General features: G+C 71.1%; 12 protein-coding genes and 6 pseudogenes. 4 read left to right on the top strand and 14 right to left on the bottom strand.

Annotated elements, in window-relative coordinates:
• Positions 1-150: 150 nt before the first annotated feature.
• The 3 pseudogenes from ACFF45_RS22555 to ACFF45_RS22545 form a co-directional block, all read left to right on the top strand.
• Positions 151-351: pseudogene (locus tag ACFF45_RS22555) on the top strand (hydroxymethylbilane synthase); the annotation flags it as partial.
• Between the two features lie 50 nt (positions 352-401).
• Positions 402-620, top strand: a pseudogene (locus ACFF45_RS22550) (IS3-like element IS987 family transposase); the annotation flags it as partial.
• Between the two features lie 2 nt (positions 621-622).
• A pseudogene (locus ACFF45_RS22545) lies at positions 623-774 on the top strand (carbohydrate ABC transporter permease); the annotation flags it as partial.
• A gap of 54 nt (positions 775-828) precedes the next feature.
• Here the strand turns inward: ACFF45_RS22545 and ACFF45_RS22540 are convergent.
• From ACFF45_RS22540 to ACFF45_RS22490, 13 genes and pseudogenes are all read right to left on the bottom strand, one after another.
• A complete protein-coding gene (locus ACFF45_RS22540) occupies positions 829-1,800 on the bottom strand; it encodes an acyl-ACP desaturase (protein ID WP_381348245.1) in 972 nt (323 codons plus the stop codon).
• A gap of 56 nt (positions 1,801-1,856) precedes the next feature.
• The gene (locus tag ACFF45_RS22535) at positions 1,857-3,308 is read right to left on the bottom strand and encodes an MFS transporter (protein ID WP_381348244.1); all 1,452 of its coding nucleotides are present in this window, start codon (positions 3,306-3,308) and stop codon (positions 1,857-1,859) included.
• A gap of 283 nt (positions 3,309-3,591) precedes the next feature.
• Entirely contained in the window at positions 3,592-3,912 is a 321-nt protein-coding gene (locus tag ACFF45_RS35745; protein WP_512701198.1) for a hypothetical protein, read from the bottom strand.
• A gap of 228 nt (positions 3,913-4,140) precedes the next feature.
• Positions 4,141-4,302, bottom strand: a pseudogene (locus ACFF45_RS35740) (3-carboxy-cis,cis-muconate cycloisomerase); the annotation flags it as partial.
• Between the two features lie 44 nt (positions 4,303-4,346).
• Positions 4,347-4,658 carry a lyase family protein gene (locus ACFF45_RS35735; protein ID WP_512701197.1) on the bottom strand — a complete coding sequence of 104 codons (312 nt, stop codon included), beginning with the start codon at positions 4,656-4,658 and terminating at the stop codon, positions 4,347-4,349.
• Positions 4,659-4,666: 8 nt separating this feature from the next.
• Positions 4,667-4,786: pseudogene (locus ACFF45_RS22525) on the bottom strand (hypothetical protein); the annotation flags it as partial.
• 50 nt (positions 4,787-4,836) lie between these two features.
• Positions 4,837-5,061, bottom strand: a pseudogene (locus tag ACFF45_RS22520) (FAD/NAD(P)-binding protein); the annotation flags it as partial.
• A 91-nt stretch (positions 5,062-5,152) separates the two neighbouring features.
• A complete protein-coding gene (locus tag ACFF45_RS22515; RefSeq protein ID WP_381348243.1) occupies positions 5,153-6,058 on the bottom strand; it encodes a prephenate dehydrogenase in 906 nt (301 codons plus the stop codon).
• Positions 6,043-6,960: a phytanoyl-CoA dioxygenase family protein gene (locus ACFF45_RS22510; protein WP_381348242.1), complete on the bottom strand. Its 918-nt coding sequence runs from the start codon at positions 6,958-6,960 to the stop codon at positions 6,043-6,045. The genes ACFF45_RS22515 and ACFF45_RS22510 overlap by 16 nt, the downstream gene beginning before the upstream one ends.
• Before the next feature lie 74 nt (positions 6,961-7,034).
• Positions 7,035-8,105, bottom strand: coding sequence for a 4-hydroxyphenylpyruvate dioxygenase (hppD, locus tag ACFF45_RS22505; RefSeq protein WP_381348241.1), 1,071 nt, complete (start codon positions 8,103-8,105; stop codon positions 7,035-7,037).
• Positions 8,102-9,385 carry a beta-ketoacyl-[acyl-carrier-protein] synthase family protein gene (locus ACFF45_RS22500; RefSeq protein WP_381348240.1) on the bottom strand — a complete coding sequence of 428 codons (1,284 nt, stop codon included), beginning with the start codon at positions 9,383-9,385 and terminating at the stop codon, positions 8,102-8,104. The genes hppD and ACFF45_RS22500 overlap by 4 nt, the downstream gene beginning before the upstream one ends.
• Positions 9,382-11,031 carry a class I adenylate-forming enzyme family protein gene (locus ACFF45_RS22495; RefSeq protein ID WP_381348239.1) on the bottom strand — a complete coding sequence of 550 codons (1,650 nt, stop codon included), beginning with the start codon at positions 11,029-11,031 and terminating at the stop codon, positions 9,382-9,384. Before ACFF45_RS22495 ends, ACFF45_RS22500 begins: the two co-directional genes overlap by 4 nt.
• 132 nt (positions 11,032-11,163) lie before the next feature.
• Positions 11,164-11,427, bottom strand: a complete 264-nt coding sequence (locus ACFF45_RS22490; RefSeq protein ID WP_381348238.1) for an acyl carrier protein — start codon at positions 11,425-11,427, stop codon at positions 11,164-11,166.
• A gap of 18 nt (positions 11,428-11,445) precedes the next feature.
• Between ACFF45_RS22490 and ACFF45_RS22485 the strand changes: the two genes are divergently transcribed.
• Positions 11,446-12,111, top strand: a complete 666-nt coding sequence (locus tag ACFF45_RS22485) for a 4'-phosphopantetheinyl transferase family protein (RefSeq protein WP_381348237.1) — start codon at positions 11,446-11,448, stop codon at positions 12,109-12,111.
• Here the strand turns inward: ACFF45_RS22485 and ACFF45_RS22480 are convergent.
• Positions 12,055-13,407, bottom strand: a complete 1,353-nt coding sequence (locus ACFF45_RS22480; protein ID WP_381348236.1) for a class I adenylate-forming enzyme family protein — start codon at positions 13,405-13,407, stop codon at positions 12,055-12,057. The genes ACFF45_RS22485 and ACFF45_RS22480 overlap by 57 nt on opposite strands.
• Between the last annotated feature and the right edge of the window lie 15 nt (positions 13,408-13,422).

Here is a 13,422-nt window from a genome sequence, read left to right as displayed (position 1 = left end):
CCTTCCCGGTGGGGAGCGCGGCGGCCAGGCCCCCCAGGAACGTGCGCTTCCTGGTGGCCTTCGCCTCCGTCCGGTCGCGGGACGGTACACGTACACCCCGGCGACCTCCAAGGGCCCCGTGCCGGTCTCCACGGTCACGGCGGCCACCCGACCGGCGACAAGTGGATGGGTGACCTCGCGAAGGTGGAAGGCAAAGGCGCCTTCACGAAGGAGGTTGACGCCGCGCTCCTGGCCTGTGACGCCGATCTCGCGGTGCACCGCGTGAAGGACGTCCCCGCGGACCGGCCGCTCCCGGCCGGGACCGTGTTCGCCGCCCTCCTCAAGCTCGACGACATCCGGAACACCCTCATCTGAACCGCCCCGGTTCGAATGGAGACTCGATTTCAAGAAAGGATCGAGTCATGGCACGACCTTCCCGTTACCCGCTTGAGCTGCGCCGTCGTGCGGTGCGCATGGTCGCCGAGGTGCGCGACGACTACCCGAACGAGACGGCTGCCCTGCAGGCGGTCGCGGACAAGCTCGACATCGGCTCCCGCGAGACGCCGCGGAACCGGGTGAAGCAGCACGACATCGACGCGGGGACACGTCCCGGGACGACGACGGAGGAGTCCGCCCAGCTCACATCAATGACTTCTTCGGCAATCGGGGGACGGTCGTCTCTGGGCAGCTCGCCGCCTTTTCGGTCGTCTACTCGACGCCGGTGATGTTGCTGTACGTGTTGGTGGCGCGGCGGGTGGGTGGGGGTTCGCCTTGGGTGGGGCTGTGAAGGGGTGATGTTCAGGGCGGCCGGAGTTCCGGCCGCCCCTCCCACCGCGTCCGCCGGACGCCTCAGGCGACCGCGGTCAGCCTCTTCGCACGGGCCGCCCTGATGCCCTCCCGCCGGTCGGTGAACGAGCTGGCCTTCTTGTCCAGCAGGGCGACGAACGCCGCGAGTTCCTCCCGCGCCGCCTCCCCCCGCGCGCCGACGCCGTCCCGCTCGAAGACCCGGAGCTTGCGCAGGATGGGCATGATGACGCTGTCGTGGTGCAGCCGCAGGTCGTAGATGCCGGCGATGGCGATCTCCGCGGACTTGCGGCCGAAGTCCTTGATGGTGGAGCCGGGCATCTCGAAGCCGACGACGACGTCCCGGACGACCTCCATGGCGGTGTCGGGCGCCAGCTCGAACGCGGCCTCGACCAGGTTGCGATAGAAGACCATGTGCAGGTTCTCGTCCGCGGCGATCCGCGCGAGCAGCGCCTCACAGCGAGGCTCGTCGGCCGCCGTACCCGTGTTGCGGTGCGAGATCCGGGTGGCGAGCTCCTGGAACGAGGCGTACGCGATCGCGTGCAGCGCGCTGTATCCGTCGGGGCGGTCGTAGCCGCCCGACATGTGCACCATCCGGGCTCTCTCCAGGGCTCTGGGGTCGACGGCCCGGGTGGCCAGGAGGTAGTCGCGCAGCGCGATCCCGTGCCTGGCCTCCTCGGCGGTCCAGCGGTCGACCCAGTTGCCCCACGCCCCGTCCTTGCCGAACTCGGCCACCGCGAAGTGGTAGCCGGGCAGGTTGTCCTCCGTCAGCAGGTTGACCACGAGGGACGTCCGGGCGACCTCGGGCAACGTGGCCTCGTCCTCGGTCCATGCCTCCCCGCCGAGTGGCCCGTCGAAGGTACGGCCCTCGCTCCACGGGATGTACTCGTGGGGGAACCACTCCTTGGCGACTCCCAGATGACGGTGGAGGTTGGTCTCCACCACCGGTTGCAGTTCCGCCAGCAAGGAGTGTTCGGCGCTCACGACGGAGCGGTCGGATCGATCGATGGGGGGCATCGTGCTCTCTCTTCACATCGTGGCGGGAGCCGTCGGCGCCGCCGCGGAGCTGACGGTTACCTGTTCTGTACGGACCGGGACCGGATCGCGGGCGCCGCGACGGCGGCTGCCAGGGCCCCGATGGCGCAGGCGAGGAACACCTGCAGATAGCCCTCGTCGTCGAGGACGTTGTGGCTTTCGAGGATCGCCGCGAGGGCGGCGATGCCGAGAGCGCCACCGATCTGGCGGGTCGTCATGAGCAGGCCGGTGCCGGAGGCGAACCGCTCCGGCGGCAGCGCGGCCGTGGCCGCGTTGGAGATCGCGGTCAGCGCCGCGCCGATGCCGATGCCGGCGAGGATGCCGATGGGCAGGTAGACCGCCACGTACTGCTTCTCGGTGTCGAGCAGCAGGTACATGGCGGCGCAGGAGGCGCCGAAGAGCGCGGAGCCGACGGCGACCGCGGCCCACTGGGCGGCCGGACCGACCCGGCGCCCGACGACCACGGCCCCGACGGCGGCGGCGAAGGCGCCCGGCGTCACCGCGAGGCCCGCCTTCAGTTCGGAGTAGCCCCACACCGCGTTGAGGAACAGCAGGGAGCTGAGGAGGTAGGAGTACATGGCGGCGCCGAAGAGCACCGAGGTGACATTGGTGGCCGCGAAGGCACGGCTGCGCCACAGGTCCAGTTCGAGGGCGGGCGCCGAGTGCCGCTTGGAGAGCAGCAGGGCCGCCGCGAGCAGCACGGCACCGCCGATCAGCAGGCCGAGCACGCGTCCGCTGCCCCAGCCCCACTCGGTGCCCTGGGTCACGCCGAAGACGACACCGCCGACGCCGAGCGCCAGGGTGAGGGTACCGACGGGATCGGGCAGCCTGCGTCCGCTCGGGGCGTCAGCGGTGAGCTTGGCCGCACCGGCCAGGATGGCGAGTCCGATCGGCAGGTTGATCAGGAAGACGCTGCGCCAGCTCCAGACGTCCACCAGCAGTCCGCCGAGGCTCGGGCCCACGGCGGCGGCCATACTGCCGACGGCTCCCCAGATTCCGATGGCCACCTGACGGCGGGCCGCGGGTGTGTGCTGGAGGACCAGTCCGAGCGCCGACGGGATGAGCCCCGCGGCTCCCACGCCCTGCAGCGCGCGGCAGGCGACCAGCATGGGCACGCCCGTGGCGAGCCCGCTCAGCAGCGAGGCGACGACGAACACGGCCGTGGACCACAGGAACAGCTTTTTGCGGCCGATGACGTCGGCGACCCGGCCGGCCACGGAGAGCAGCGCCGCGAAGACGACGGTGTACGACGTGACGACCCAGCTCAGCTGGGACAGCGAGGCGTCGGGGAAGTCGGCGCGCAGGTCGGAGAAGGCGATGTTCACGACCGTGGTGTCGAGCACGGCCAGGAACGTGGCGCCCGACGCGACGAGGAGGGCGAGCTTGGCCGTGGCCGCGGCGGCGGCGGACGGCTGCTCCGGCCCGGTCTCCTCCTGGTGTTCCGGCCCGGCCCGGCCGGTGCCCGTCGGGTGGGGTGAGGCGGTCGTCATGTGAGGTGGTCCCTTCATCCGGTGCGCGGCCGTCGCCCGGTCCGCAGTGGCCGCACCACCCACAAAAGTAAACGACCGTACGTGCATTTAGAAGGGGAACCCGCCGATTCCGGCGGGACGGGACCTCTTCCTGGCCCCTTCCCGCCAACGGCGACCGCCGAGTGCGTCCGCGTTCCGGGCCGGGACCTGGGTGAACGGACGGTGTTCCGGGGTATCGGAGGCCGTGCCGCGGCCCGGCTCCCCCGCCCAGGTTCCGGTCGGACCCGCCGGAGAATGGCTGAATTCATCGCCCCGGCACTCCCGGCCCCACCACGCCCGGACCGGCCTGTCGCCCGGCCTCCAGCACGCGTCCCGTCAGTTCCTCCGCCGCGCCCGTGTACGTGGCCGGGTCGAGCAGGGCCTCAAGGTCCCCGGCGCCGAAACGGCCGGCGAGTTCGGGCTGGGCCGCCAGGACCGTGGCGAGCGGGCGGGCGGTGGACGCGCTCTCGGCGGAGGCACGGCTGACCACCTCCTTGGCCGTGGCCTTGCCGAGCGCCGAGGAGAGCACGGCCGCGAGGCGCTCGGAGACGATCAGGCCGCCGGTCAGGTCCAGGTTCGCCCGCATGCGCCCGGAAGACACCACCAGACCGGACACCAGCTCGCGTGCGGTGTGCGCGGCCCCGCCAGCCAGCCGCAGGCACTCGCGCACCGGCTGCCACTCGGCGTGCCAGGCACCCGCCGAGCGCTCGTCCTCGGAGAGCATCGCGTGGCTCAGCACACTCGCGTACGCGGGAACCTGGAGGGCGGCCGAGCGGATCAGCGTGGCCAACGCCGGGTTGCGCTTCTGCGGCATCGCCGAGGAGACACCCCGCCCGGCCGCGGCCGGCTCGGCCACTTCGCCGGTCTCCGTGCGGGCCAGCGACTGCACGTCCACGGCGGTCTTCCCCACCACCCCGGTGGCCAGGGCGAGTTCGGCCGCCAGTGCGGCGATCGGGGCCCGGTGGCTGTGCCAGGGGAGGAGTGGGGCGCACAGACCTGTCTCCTCGGCGAACCGCTCCGTCAGCCGGCGCGCGTACGCGTCGGTCGGCGGTTCCCGCCGCTCCTCCCGGTGCAGCCGCTCGTACTCGACGTACCCCGCCAACGTGCCCGCCGCGCGCCGAGTTGGACGACGAGGCCCTCGGCGCGCAGCCGCCGCAGCCGCTCCGCCGCCCCGTCCACCGCCACCAGCCAGCCGACGGCCTTGAGACCGAACGTCGTCGGTACGGCGTGCAGCGCGAGGGTGCGCCCCGCCATGAGCGTGCCGGTGTGCTCGCCGGCCAGCGCGCGCAGCGGCCGGCCGGAGCCGTCTTCGTGACCCGCTGGAACACCCACTCCAGGTAGTTCCCGTAGAAGGAGCGGGTGGGGTAGGAGTCGGGCCCGAGCGCGCGTGCCTCGGCCAGGACCCGTTCGTCGTACTCCGGCCGTCCATGGGACCGATGAGGGTGAGGAAGCGCGCCCATTCGTACAGGCTCGGTCCGGGGACGAGCGCGCCGTCGATGAGCACGCTCTCGTCGGTGAACATCGTGGCCTGGGAGGCCACCGTGTTCATCAGCAGGTGCGCGGACTGGTCGGTGCGCCAGACCTGCCCGGCACCCGGCGGATAGGGATCGACGACGTGCACGGTGATCGATACGTCGTCCGCGTCCGACTCCGCGTTCGCACACAGCCGTTCGAGGACCGATAGCCCGCGGGGCCCGGCACCGATCACGCAGACGTCGAGCCGTCGGCTGGTCATAGTCACTCTCTCCACAGGAGCACAGGTTGTCGTGAGCACGGTCGGCCGCCCGGCGGGTGGCGCCGGGGGCGCCGGCGCCCCCGCCGATGTCTCATGTCCCGACTGCCACACCGCTCAGGCCACCGGAGGACCCCTCCTGGATCAGCCCGCGTCCTCGCGTACCGCGGACCAGCACGTCCCTGAGGTGGGACAGGCCGGCGGGGCCGGGTTCGGACGGGGCTTTCGCCAGTTCCCGCAGGGCGTCCACGGCCGCGTCCAGGTCGAGGACCAGATCCGTCAGCACCTCGGCGACCGCCGCCGCGTTCGAGCTGAGGATGTGGGTCCACAGATCGGCGTCGCCGCCGGCGATCCGGGTGGCGTCCCGCAGTCCCTGCCCGGCGAGCTGCAGCTGGGACTCCTCGCCGTGCAGCAGCCGCCCCGAGAGGAGGCTCGCGATCAGGTGCGGGGTGTGCGAGACGAGGGCCACCGCCCGGTCGTGCTGGGCGGCGTCCATCACCACCGGGCGCGCTCCGCAGAGTTCGGCGAGCGCCCTGGTCCGGCCGACCGCCCGGTCACCGGCGCTCTCGGTCGGGGTCAGCACCCAGGGCCGGCCCCGGAAGAGGTCGACCTGCGCCGCGAGTGGGCCGGACCGCTCCCGGCCCGCCATCGGATGACCGCCCACGAACCGGACCAGGTCGCAGCCCAGCTCCGCCGCCTCCTCCTGCGGTCGGACCTTGACGCTCGAGACGTCGGTGAAGTCGTGGGCGAGTCCCCCCGACTGGTGCTCGCGCAGGGAGGCGGCGACGTGTTGCGGAGGTACGGCGATGACGGCCAGGTCCACGGGGGCGCGAGGCGGCCCGACCACTCCCGCGCCGAGGCCGGCCGCGGTGCGGGCGGCCTCCGGGTTCTCGTCGATGAGGTAGGGGGTGATTCCCTGGTCCCGCAGCGCCAGGGCGATCGAGGTACCGATCAGGCCGGTTCCGACCACCACGGCGCTGCGCATCAGCTGTTGCGCCACAGCACGGGGAGAAACTCGGGGTCGCTGTAGTCCGGCGTCCCCTGAGCCGTCTTGCGCACCACGACGTCGTGGTTGTACGCGACCTGGGTGCCGTCGGAACGGTGGAAGACGCGGTAGCGGTTCTCACCGTCCTGGAGGTGGAAGGAGATCGCACGGCGCGGGCGGTCGCTCACGTTGGCCCCGCTGCCGTGGTAGGTGCGGCAGTGGTGGAAGCTGACGTGACCCTTCGGGATCACCATCGGGACCTTGCGCACCTCGACGCCGTTGTACGCGGCGTTCTCCTCCAGCATCTGGTCGAGTTCGCTGCGGTCGCGCTCGGCGAAGTGCAGGGAGGTCGTGTCCTGGGCGGCCGTCTCCTTCCACCGGTGGCTGCCGTCCACCATGGTGATCGTGCCCATCTCCTCGTCACAGTGGTGGAAGGGGATGAACGCGGTCAGCATCCGCTCCGAGAGGGAGGTGGCCCAGTAGTGCCGGTCGAAGTGCCAGGGCACGATGTTCGACTGCTCGCCGGGCACCGCCGGCTTGTAGATCAGGGTGGACTGGAAGACCCGTATCTCCTCGGCCTCGGCGAGCCGCGCGGCGACCGCGCCGAGCAGTGGCTTGCGCAGGATGCCGCCGATGGTGTCGTCCTCGTAGTGGATGTAGTCGTTGTGCCGCTGGACGGGGCCGTCCTCGGGCTTCCAGTAGGCGAGCTTGGGCGGGCGCACCGGCAGGGTCCGGTCGCGGTGACCGCCGTAGAAGCGTTCACTCGCCGACTGCAGGAGATCGATCTCCTCGTCGGTGAAGAGCTTCTTGGACAGGTACCAGCCGTGCTCGATGTAGAAGTCGACGTCCTCGTCGGTCGGCAGGAGCGCGCGCTCCTCGTCGGTCAGGGCGAGCGGTGTGGCGTTCTGAACAGTCACTGTCTTCCTCAAGTGGTACGAATGCGGGCTGAGAGAAATCGGGGGTGCGAGGGCGTCCGGTGCCTGCGGCAGCGTCAGGCCGTCGCCTTCTCACGGGCCACGGCCTCGTAGAGGGCCTTGATGTTGCCGCTGCCGAAGGTGCGTGCGCCGTGCCGGTCGATGACCTCCCAGAAGAAGGTCTTCCGCACGTGCATCGACTGCGTGAAGATCTGGAAGACCTGGCCCCAGTGGTCCTGGTCGACCAGGACGTTGGTGCGTCGCAGGTCCTCCATACGCAGTTCGGGCTTGTCCAGGCGCTCCGACAGTTCGTCGTAGTAGGCGGCGGGCGTCTGCAGGAAGGCGACGCCGCGGTCCTGCATGGCCGGGACGGTGGTGATGATGTCGTCGGTGAGCAGGGCGAGGTGCTGCACCCCGGCGCCGCCGTGGTTGGCCAGGAAGGTGTCGATCTGGCCGGGCTGACGGTCGGTCACGGGCTCGATGATCGTGAAGGTGACCTTGCCGGACGGGCTCTGCACGACCTTGGAGTCCATGGCCTGCTCGCCGACCTCGATGAATTCCTCGAAGATCTGGCTGAACCCGAAGACGTTCTCGTAGAAGGCGACCGTCGGCCGCAGCTCGCCCGCCGGCACGCAGATCGCCGCGTGGTCGACGGTGTGCAGCGGCTGCTCGCCCCCGTTGTCCTCGGAGGCGGGGGGGAAGATCTCCATCGTGCCGGGCAGGAAGTCGTCCGGGTCACCGGTCCGCTGCATGAAGCGGTGGGCGACGTCTCCGAAGCCGAGCACGGCCGCCGTGACGACCTCGGTGCCGCACTGGGAGTGCACGACGGGTTCCTCGACCGGGGTCGCCCCCCGTTCGACGGCCATCGCGAACGCCTTGGCGGCGTCGGTGACCTCGAACGCGATGTTGGCGACCCCGTCGCCGTGCCGGGCGACGTACTGCGCGGCCGGGTGGTCCGGGGTCAGCGCCGAGGTCAGCACGATGTCGATGCCGCCCTGCGTCAGCAGCAGGGACCGGCTGTCCGTCCGGCCCCTCTCGGGACCGGCCTGACCACGCAGCCGGAAGCCGAACGCGGTGCACAGATAGAACGCCGACTGCTGGGCGTCGCCCACGTAGAACTCGACGTGGTCCACAGCTCCGATGTTCATGCGCGTTCGTCCTCTTTCTGTCGCTTGATGTGGGTGCTGGCCGTGCCGAAGAGCAGACTCACGTTGTGACCGCCGAAGGCGAACGAGTTGGAGAGCGCGGCCCGGACCGGTACGCGCCGTGCCTCGCCCCGGACGTGGTCCAGGTCGCAGGCCGGGTCCACCTCGTCGAGGTTGTGCGTGGGCGGCAGCGCTCCGCGTGAGACCGCGAGGGCGCAGACGGCCGCCTCCACAGCGCCGGAGCCGCCGAGCAGATGCCCGGTCATCGACTTGGTGCTGCTCACGGCCGGGGAGCGGTCCCCGAAGACGGCCCGGACGGCCTTGGTCTCGGCGACGTCGCCCAGCCTGGTGGCGGTGCCGTGCGCGTTGATGTAACCGATGTCGTCGGGCGTCAGACCGCCCGTCCGGAGCGCCCCGCGCATGGCCTGGGCGGCTCCCTCACCGCCCGGGCGCGGCGCGGTGGGCTTGAAGGCGTCGGTCGTGGCGCCCCAGCCGAGGAGGTCGGCGTAGCCCCCGGCGCCGCGGGCGTCCGCGTGCTCGGCGCGCTCGATCACCAGGACGCCAGCGCCCTCCGCGAGGACGAAGCCGTTGCGGCGGCGGTCGAAGGGGCGGCTGGCCGCCTCGGGGTCGTCGTCCCAGCCGTTCGCCAGCGCCCGGGCGTGGGCGAACGCCAGCGCGGAGGTCGCGTTGAGCGGAGCCTCGGCGCCGCCGCAGACCACCACGTCGGCCTCGCCGTACCGGATCAGCCGGGCGGCCTCCGCCACCGCGTGGGCACCGGCTGCGCAGGCCGTGGCGATGGCCGAACTCCAGCCGCGAATGCCGTACTTGATGGCGATCCGGGCAGCCGCCATGTTGGGCAGCATGCCCGGCAGCAGATAGGGGCTGACCGACGTGGGGCCGCGCTGGACCCGCTCGTGGGCCTGCGCCTCGTACGTGGTCAGACCGCCGGCGCCGCTGGAGACGACCACCGCGACCCGGTCCGGGTCGGCGTTCTCGCCGACCACGATGCCGGCGTCGGCGAGGGCGTCGTCGGCCGCGGCGAGGGCCATCAGGGCGAAGCGGTCGACGAGCCGTCCCTCACTGGGCGGCAGCACCTCCCGTGCCTCGATGTCCGGGGCGATGCCGGCGGCGCCCACGGTGCCGTCGAGGAGATGCCCCTCGGGCGGCCGGCGCAGGCCGGACTTGCTGTGGCACAGGGCGTCGAAGACGTCGCCGGCGCCGCGGCCGAGCGGGGTGAAGGCTCCGAGGCCCGTGATGACGGCACTGGACTGCGCGGCGGTCATACGGTCACCTGCTTCGCGGAGGACTCGCGGCCGAGCAGCTCGCCGTCGAGGAACCGCTGGCGGAGCAGGAACTTGCGGACCTTGCCGGTCGCGCCGAGCGGGATGCGGTCCGGGCTGACCACGACCACGCGCTCGACGGTGCGGGCCACGCGCGGGTCCAGCGCGGCGAGCACCTCCGCGGTCCGGTCGGTCTTCTGGTCCGCCGCCGTGTCCAGCACGAGCAGGACGGAGGTGACGACCTTGCCGTCGGTCGGCACGGCCACGACCGTGCACTCCAGCACGTCGCCGCAGTCCGCCAGCACCCGCTCCTCGCACAGCATGGTGTAGAGGCGGTGGCCATCGTCGAGCTGCACCGCGTCCACGGCACGGTCGACGTGGTAGTAGTAGCCGTCCGTGTCCCGGTAGACGAGGTCGCCGGTGAGGAAGTAGCCGTCCCGGCGGGTCTGATAGGTGGTCACCGAGTCGTTCCAGTAGCCCAGCGACAGCGTGGGCGCGCTGACGGCGAGCTGGCCGACCTCGTCGGCGCCCAGCTTCTCCCCGTCGTCGTCGACGACCGCCACGTCGGAGAAGGCGTGCGGCTTGCCGATGCAACGGCCGTAGCGGTGGGTGTCGAGGGTGTGGGTGATGTGGAACTGGGAGTGCCCCATCTCCGAGGAGCCCAGACCGTCCACGAAGTGCGAACCGCGGGTCTGCACCCGCCCCTGCGCGGTGACGGACTCTCGCGTGCCGGTGGCGATGAGCTTGCGGATGTGCGCCTCGTGCGCGCAGTCACCGGTGTTCCACCAGGTGCGTACGGAGTCCATGTCGCGCTTCGACAGGTCCTCGCTCGCGAGTTCCGACCAGGTGGCGGCGAAGCCGAGGACACTGGCCGGCTTCCACGCCTCGATGGTGTCGAGCACGAGGGAGCCGGTCTGCCGGGACATCACGGCGAGTTGGGCGCGGTTGGTGAGGGCGAGGTTCACGGCGATGACGGTGGCCGCGTGCGCCGACGGCAGTGCGCCCAGCATCCGGTCCAGTCCCTGGCCCTTGGGCAGCGACAGCCGGTGGCGGATGGCCGCGAACAGGCTGTGGTGGGAATGGATGACCGCCTTGGGCAGGCCGGTCGTCCCGGAGGAGTGGGTGATGACGACGGGCTCGTTGCCGTGGTGCCGGTACGGCTTCGGAGCCGTGCCGGGGTCGCCCTTGTCCAGGTCGGCCGGGTCCGCGAGCAGCGGGGTGGTGTTGCCCGCCGAGGACAGCCCGTCCCAGTGCGGGACGTCGGCGATGACCCCGACGGCACGCAGCCGCTTGATGTACTCGGCCGCCTGTTCGGCCGGCAGTCTGCCGTTGATGAGCGCGGGGATCGCACCCAGCCGGGCCAGCGCCAGGTAGCTGAGGACCTGGTCGGCGCCGTCCGTCACCCAGACGGCGACGACGTCCCGGGGCTTGACGCCGAGGGCGTGCAGTGTGGAGGCACGGGCGGTGACGACCTCCCCGAGCTGGGCCAGGGTGAGGGCCTGCCAGGCCGGGTGGCCGTGCACCTCGGTGTCGAAGGTCAGGGTCAAGGTGTCGAGGCCGGTGCCTCGTTCGATCAGTGTGGTCAGCACGTTGCCCACGCCGAGCCCCTGATCGGCCGCGAGTTCCGCGCGCTCGTTCTTCGGGTTCATTCCCGGAGTCCCTACTTGTCGGGCTGTGTGTTTCGGAGTTCACGTACGGATTGGCTCCGCTCCTCCGATCCGGCGCCTGGGCGCCGGATCGGAGAGGGGCGCATGCGTGTCAGGCCGTCGCCGGCCACCCATTCACCGGGTCGCCGCAGCGGCGGAGGCCCGGTCGACTATTTCCTTGACGAGGCCGGAGACGGTGAAGAGCGCGACGGACTCCATCTCGTCCTCCTCGAACTTCACGCCGTACGTGTCCTCGACCTGGATGGCGATCTCGGCGACCGAGAGCGACTCCAGGTCCAGGCCGGCCGGGCCGAGCGGGGTGTCGCCGGTTACCTCGGACACGTCGTAGTTCATGTTCTCCAACGCCTTGATGACGAACTGCTCAACCTCTGCGGTCATTTGATTGACTCCTGCTTCATGGATAGGCGCCTGGGAATGGACCCGGACACGGTGACGGTGCTGTGGTGCACCACGGACGGAGGGGAGCGCCAGAAGGCGCGCACCCTGCTGCTGCGGAACGCGGCCGACGTGCTCGGCGTCCCGAAGTCCGAGATATGGGTGGAACACGAACCCGGCGGCCGCCCGTTTCTCGGCGGGGCCGGTGCGGGTGTGCGTGTGAGCGTGGCCCACACGCGCGGGGCTCTGGCGATCGCGCTGACCGGCGGAGCTCAGGTGGGGGTAGATGTGGAAGGGGTACGGCGGCTGCGCGCCGAGTCGATGGCCCGGGCGTGGCTTCATCCCGCGGAGGCGGCCTGGATCAGCGGGCTGCCCGAGCAGGAACGCTCAGTGGCTTTCCTGTGGTTGTGGACGCAGAAGGAGGCGGTGGGCAAGGCACTCGGCCAGGGACTGCGCGGCGGCGGTATGAGCCGTCGCATGCCGGCCGAGGAGCACTGGCCTCCCGGCCCGCACGCCGGGTCGGCTCCGCGCCCGCTGCCCGGCTTCGACGGTCTGGTGTCCTGCGCGGCGCTGGTGAACGACGGCCGCCATGTCATCGGCGTCGCACTGCACGGTGACGCCGCGCATGGTTCAGACGCCGGCGGTGTCGGTGTCCAGGTGCGCCGGATCTCCGGCACGCCGGCCTGATGCGGTCAGCGCGGCGGCGGCACGCAGGATCTCCGTGTTGCGGACCGGCTTGCCGGTGACGGTACGTGGGATCTCGGACAGGTCGTGCAGCGTGCGGGGCCGTTTGTACGGGGCGAGGCGCGCCGCGAGCAGGGCGCCGAGGCCGTCGAAGACCTTGCGGTCCGTCACGGTCACGAAGGCTTCGATACCGGTGCCCTGCACGACGACCGCTTCGGTGACCCCGGGCAGGGAGGTGAGGGTTTCCTCGACCTCGGACAGGTCGACCTTCAGTCCGCCGATGGAGACCTGGGAGTCAAGTCTTCCGTGGACCGTCAGCAGGCCGGTGGTCTCGTCGAGGCTGCCCGCGTCCTTGGTGCGCAGCCATCCGTCCACGAAGCGGGCCGGATCGGCCTCGCCCACGTACGGGCTGGCCGGGAGGCCGAGCAGGATCTGCCTGTCCTCGATGCGCACTCTCATACCGGATACCGGTGCGAGGCCGGGGCGGGTGGAGCCGGTGAGGTCGGTGGCGATGACGCCAACTTCGGTCATACCGTACATGACGCCCAGATCGGCGTGATAGTTGCGGGTGAATCGCTCCCATACGTCGGTTCTGACCATTTCACCGCCGACGATCATCCGACGGAGCTGGGGAAGGCGCGGCGGCTTCTGGGACGCGGTGAGGAGTGCGGCCTGGGAGGGGACGCCGAGCACGGTGGTCGGCGCGTCTCCCGCGGCGATGGCATTGAGAACTCCGTCGACCGTCTGGGTGTTGGCGAGGACGACCTCCGAGCCGGCGGCAAGTCCCTGCAGCAGGCCGCCGACGAGCCCGAGGACATGCACGATCGAGGCGAGGACGACGGTGCGTTCGCCCCGGCGGGGAAAGTCGTCGAGCCGGGAGTACCGGTCGAGTTCCCCCAGGAGACTTTCGACGGTGCGGCCGATCACCTTGGAGGGACCGGTCGAGCCTGAGCTCAACTGGAGCAGTGCGTGCGGCGTGGCAGCCGGCCTCCCGCCACGCAGCGGGGTGATACGGGTGGTGACCTCGAAATATCCGCGGAGCCTGCCGGTGACTTCCTCGACGGGCTCGACGACCAGCTGCGACGAGAGCCGGGCGATCGCCTTGCCGACCTCATGGGTCGTCAACCGGTGGTCCAGCAGTGCGACCTGGGCTCCCGCACGCCAGCCGGCCAGCATGGTGACGATGCAGGCGAGGGAGGGAGGCGTGCGTATGGCGACACTGCCCCCGGTCATGAGCCCGGCGGCTTCGAGGCGCTCCTGCTGATCGACGACCAGCCGGCGCAGTTCCAGGAGGCTCACGGGTCGGCCTAGATG

This window comes from Streptomyces cinereospinus (assembly GCF_042430725.1).
In the GTDB taxonomy this organism is placed as follows: domain Bacteria; phylum Actinomycetota; class Actinomycetes; order Streptomycetales; family Streptomycetaceae; genus Streptomyces; species Streptomyces cinereospinus.
This window is presented reverse-complemented; position numbering and strand designations above follow the sequence as displayed.

Coding starts and splice junctions, on each gene's coding strand:
- hppD (WP_381348241.1), bottom strand. CDS start 8,105: ATGAACATCGGAGCTGTGGACCACGTCGAGTTCTACGTGGGCGACGCC.
- ACFF45_RS22485 (WP_381348237.1), top strand. CDS start 11,446: ATGGATAGGCGCCTGGGAATGGACCCGGACACGGTGACGGTGCTGTGG.
- ACFF45_RS22490 (WP_381348238.1), bottom strand. CDS start 11,427: ATGACCGCAGAGGTTGAGCAGTTCGTCATCAAGGCGTTGGAGAACATG.
- ACFF45_RS22495 (WP_381348239.1), bottom strand. CDS start 11,031: ATGAACCCGAAGAACGAGCGCGCGGAACTCGCGGCCGATCAGGGGCTC.
- ACFF45_RS22500 (WP_381348240.1), bottom strand. CDS start 9,385: ATGACCGCCGCGCAGTCCAGTGCCGTCATCACGGGCCTCGGAGCCTTC.
- ACFF45_RS22540 (WP_381348245.1), bottom strand. CDS start 1,800: ATGCCCCCCATCGATCGATCCGACCGCTCCGTCGTGAGCGCCGAACAC.
- ACFF45_RS35745 (WP_512701198.1), bottom strand. CDS start 3,912: ATGCGGGCGAACCTGGACCTGACCGGCGGCCTGATCGTCTCCGAGCGC.
- ACFF45_RS22535 (WP_381348244.1), bottom strand. CDS start 3,308: ATGACGACCGCCTCACCCCACCCGACGGGCACCGGCCGGGCCGGGCCG.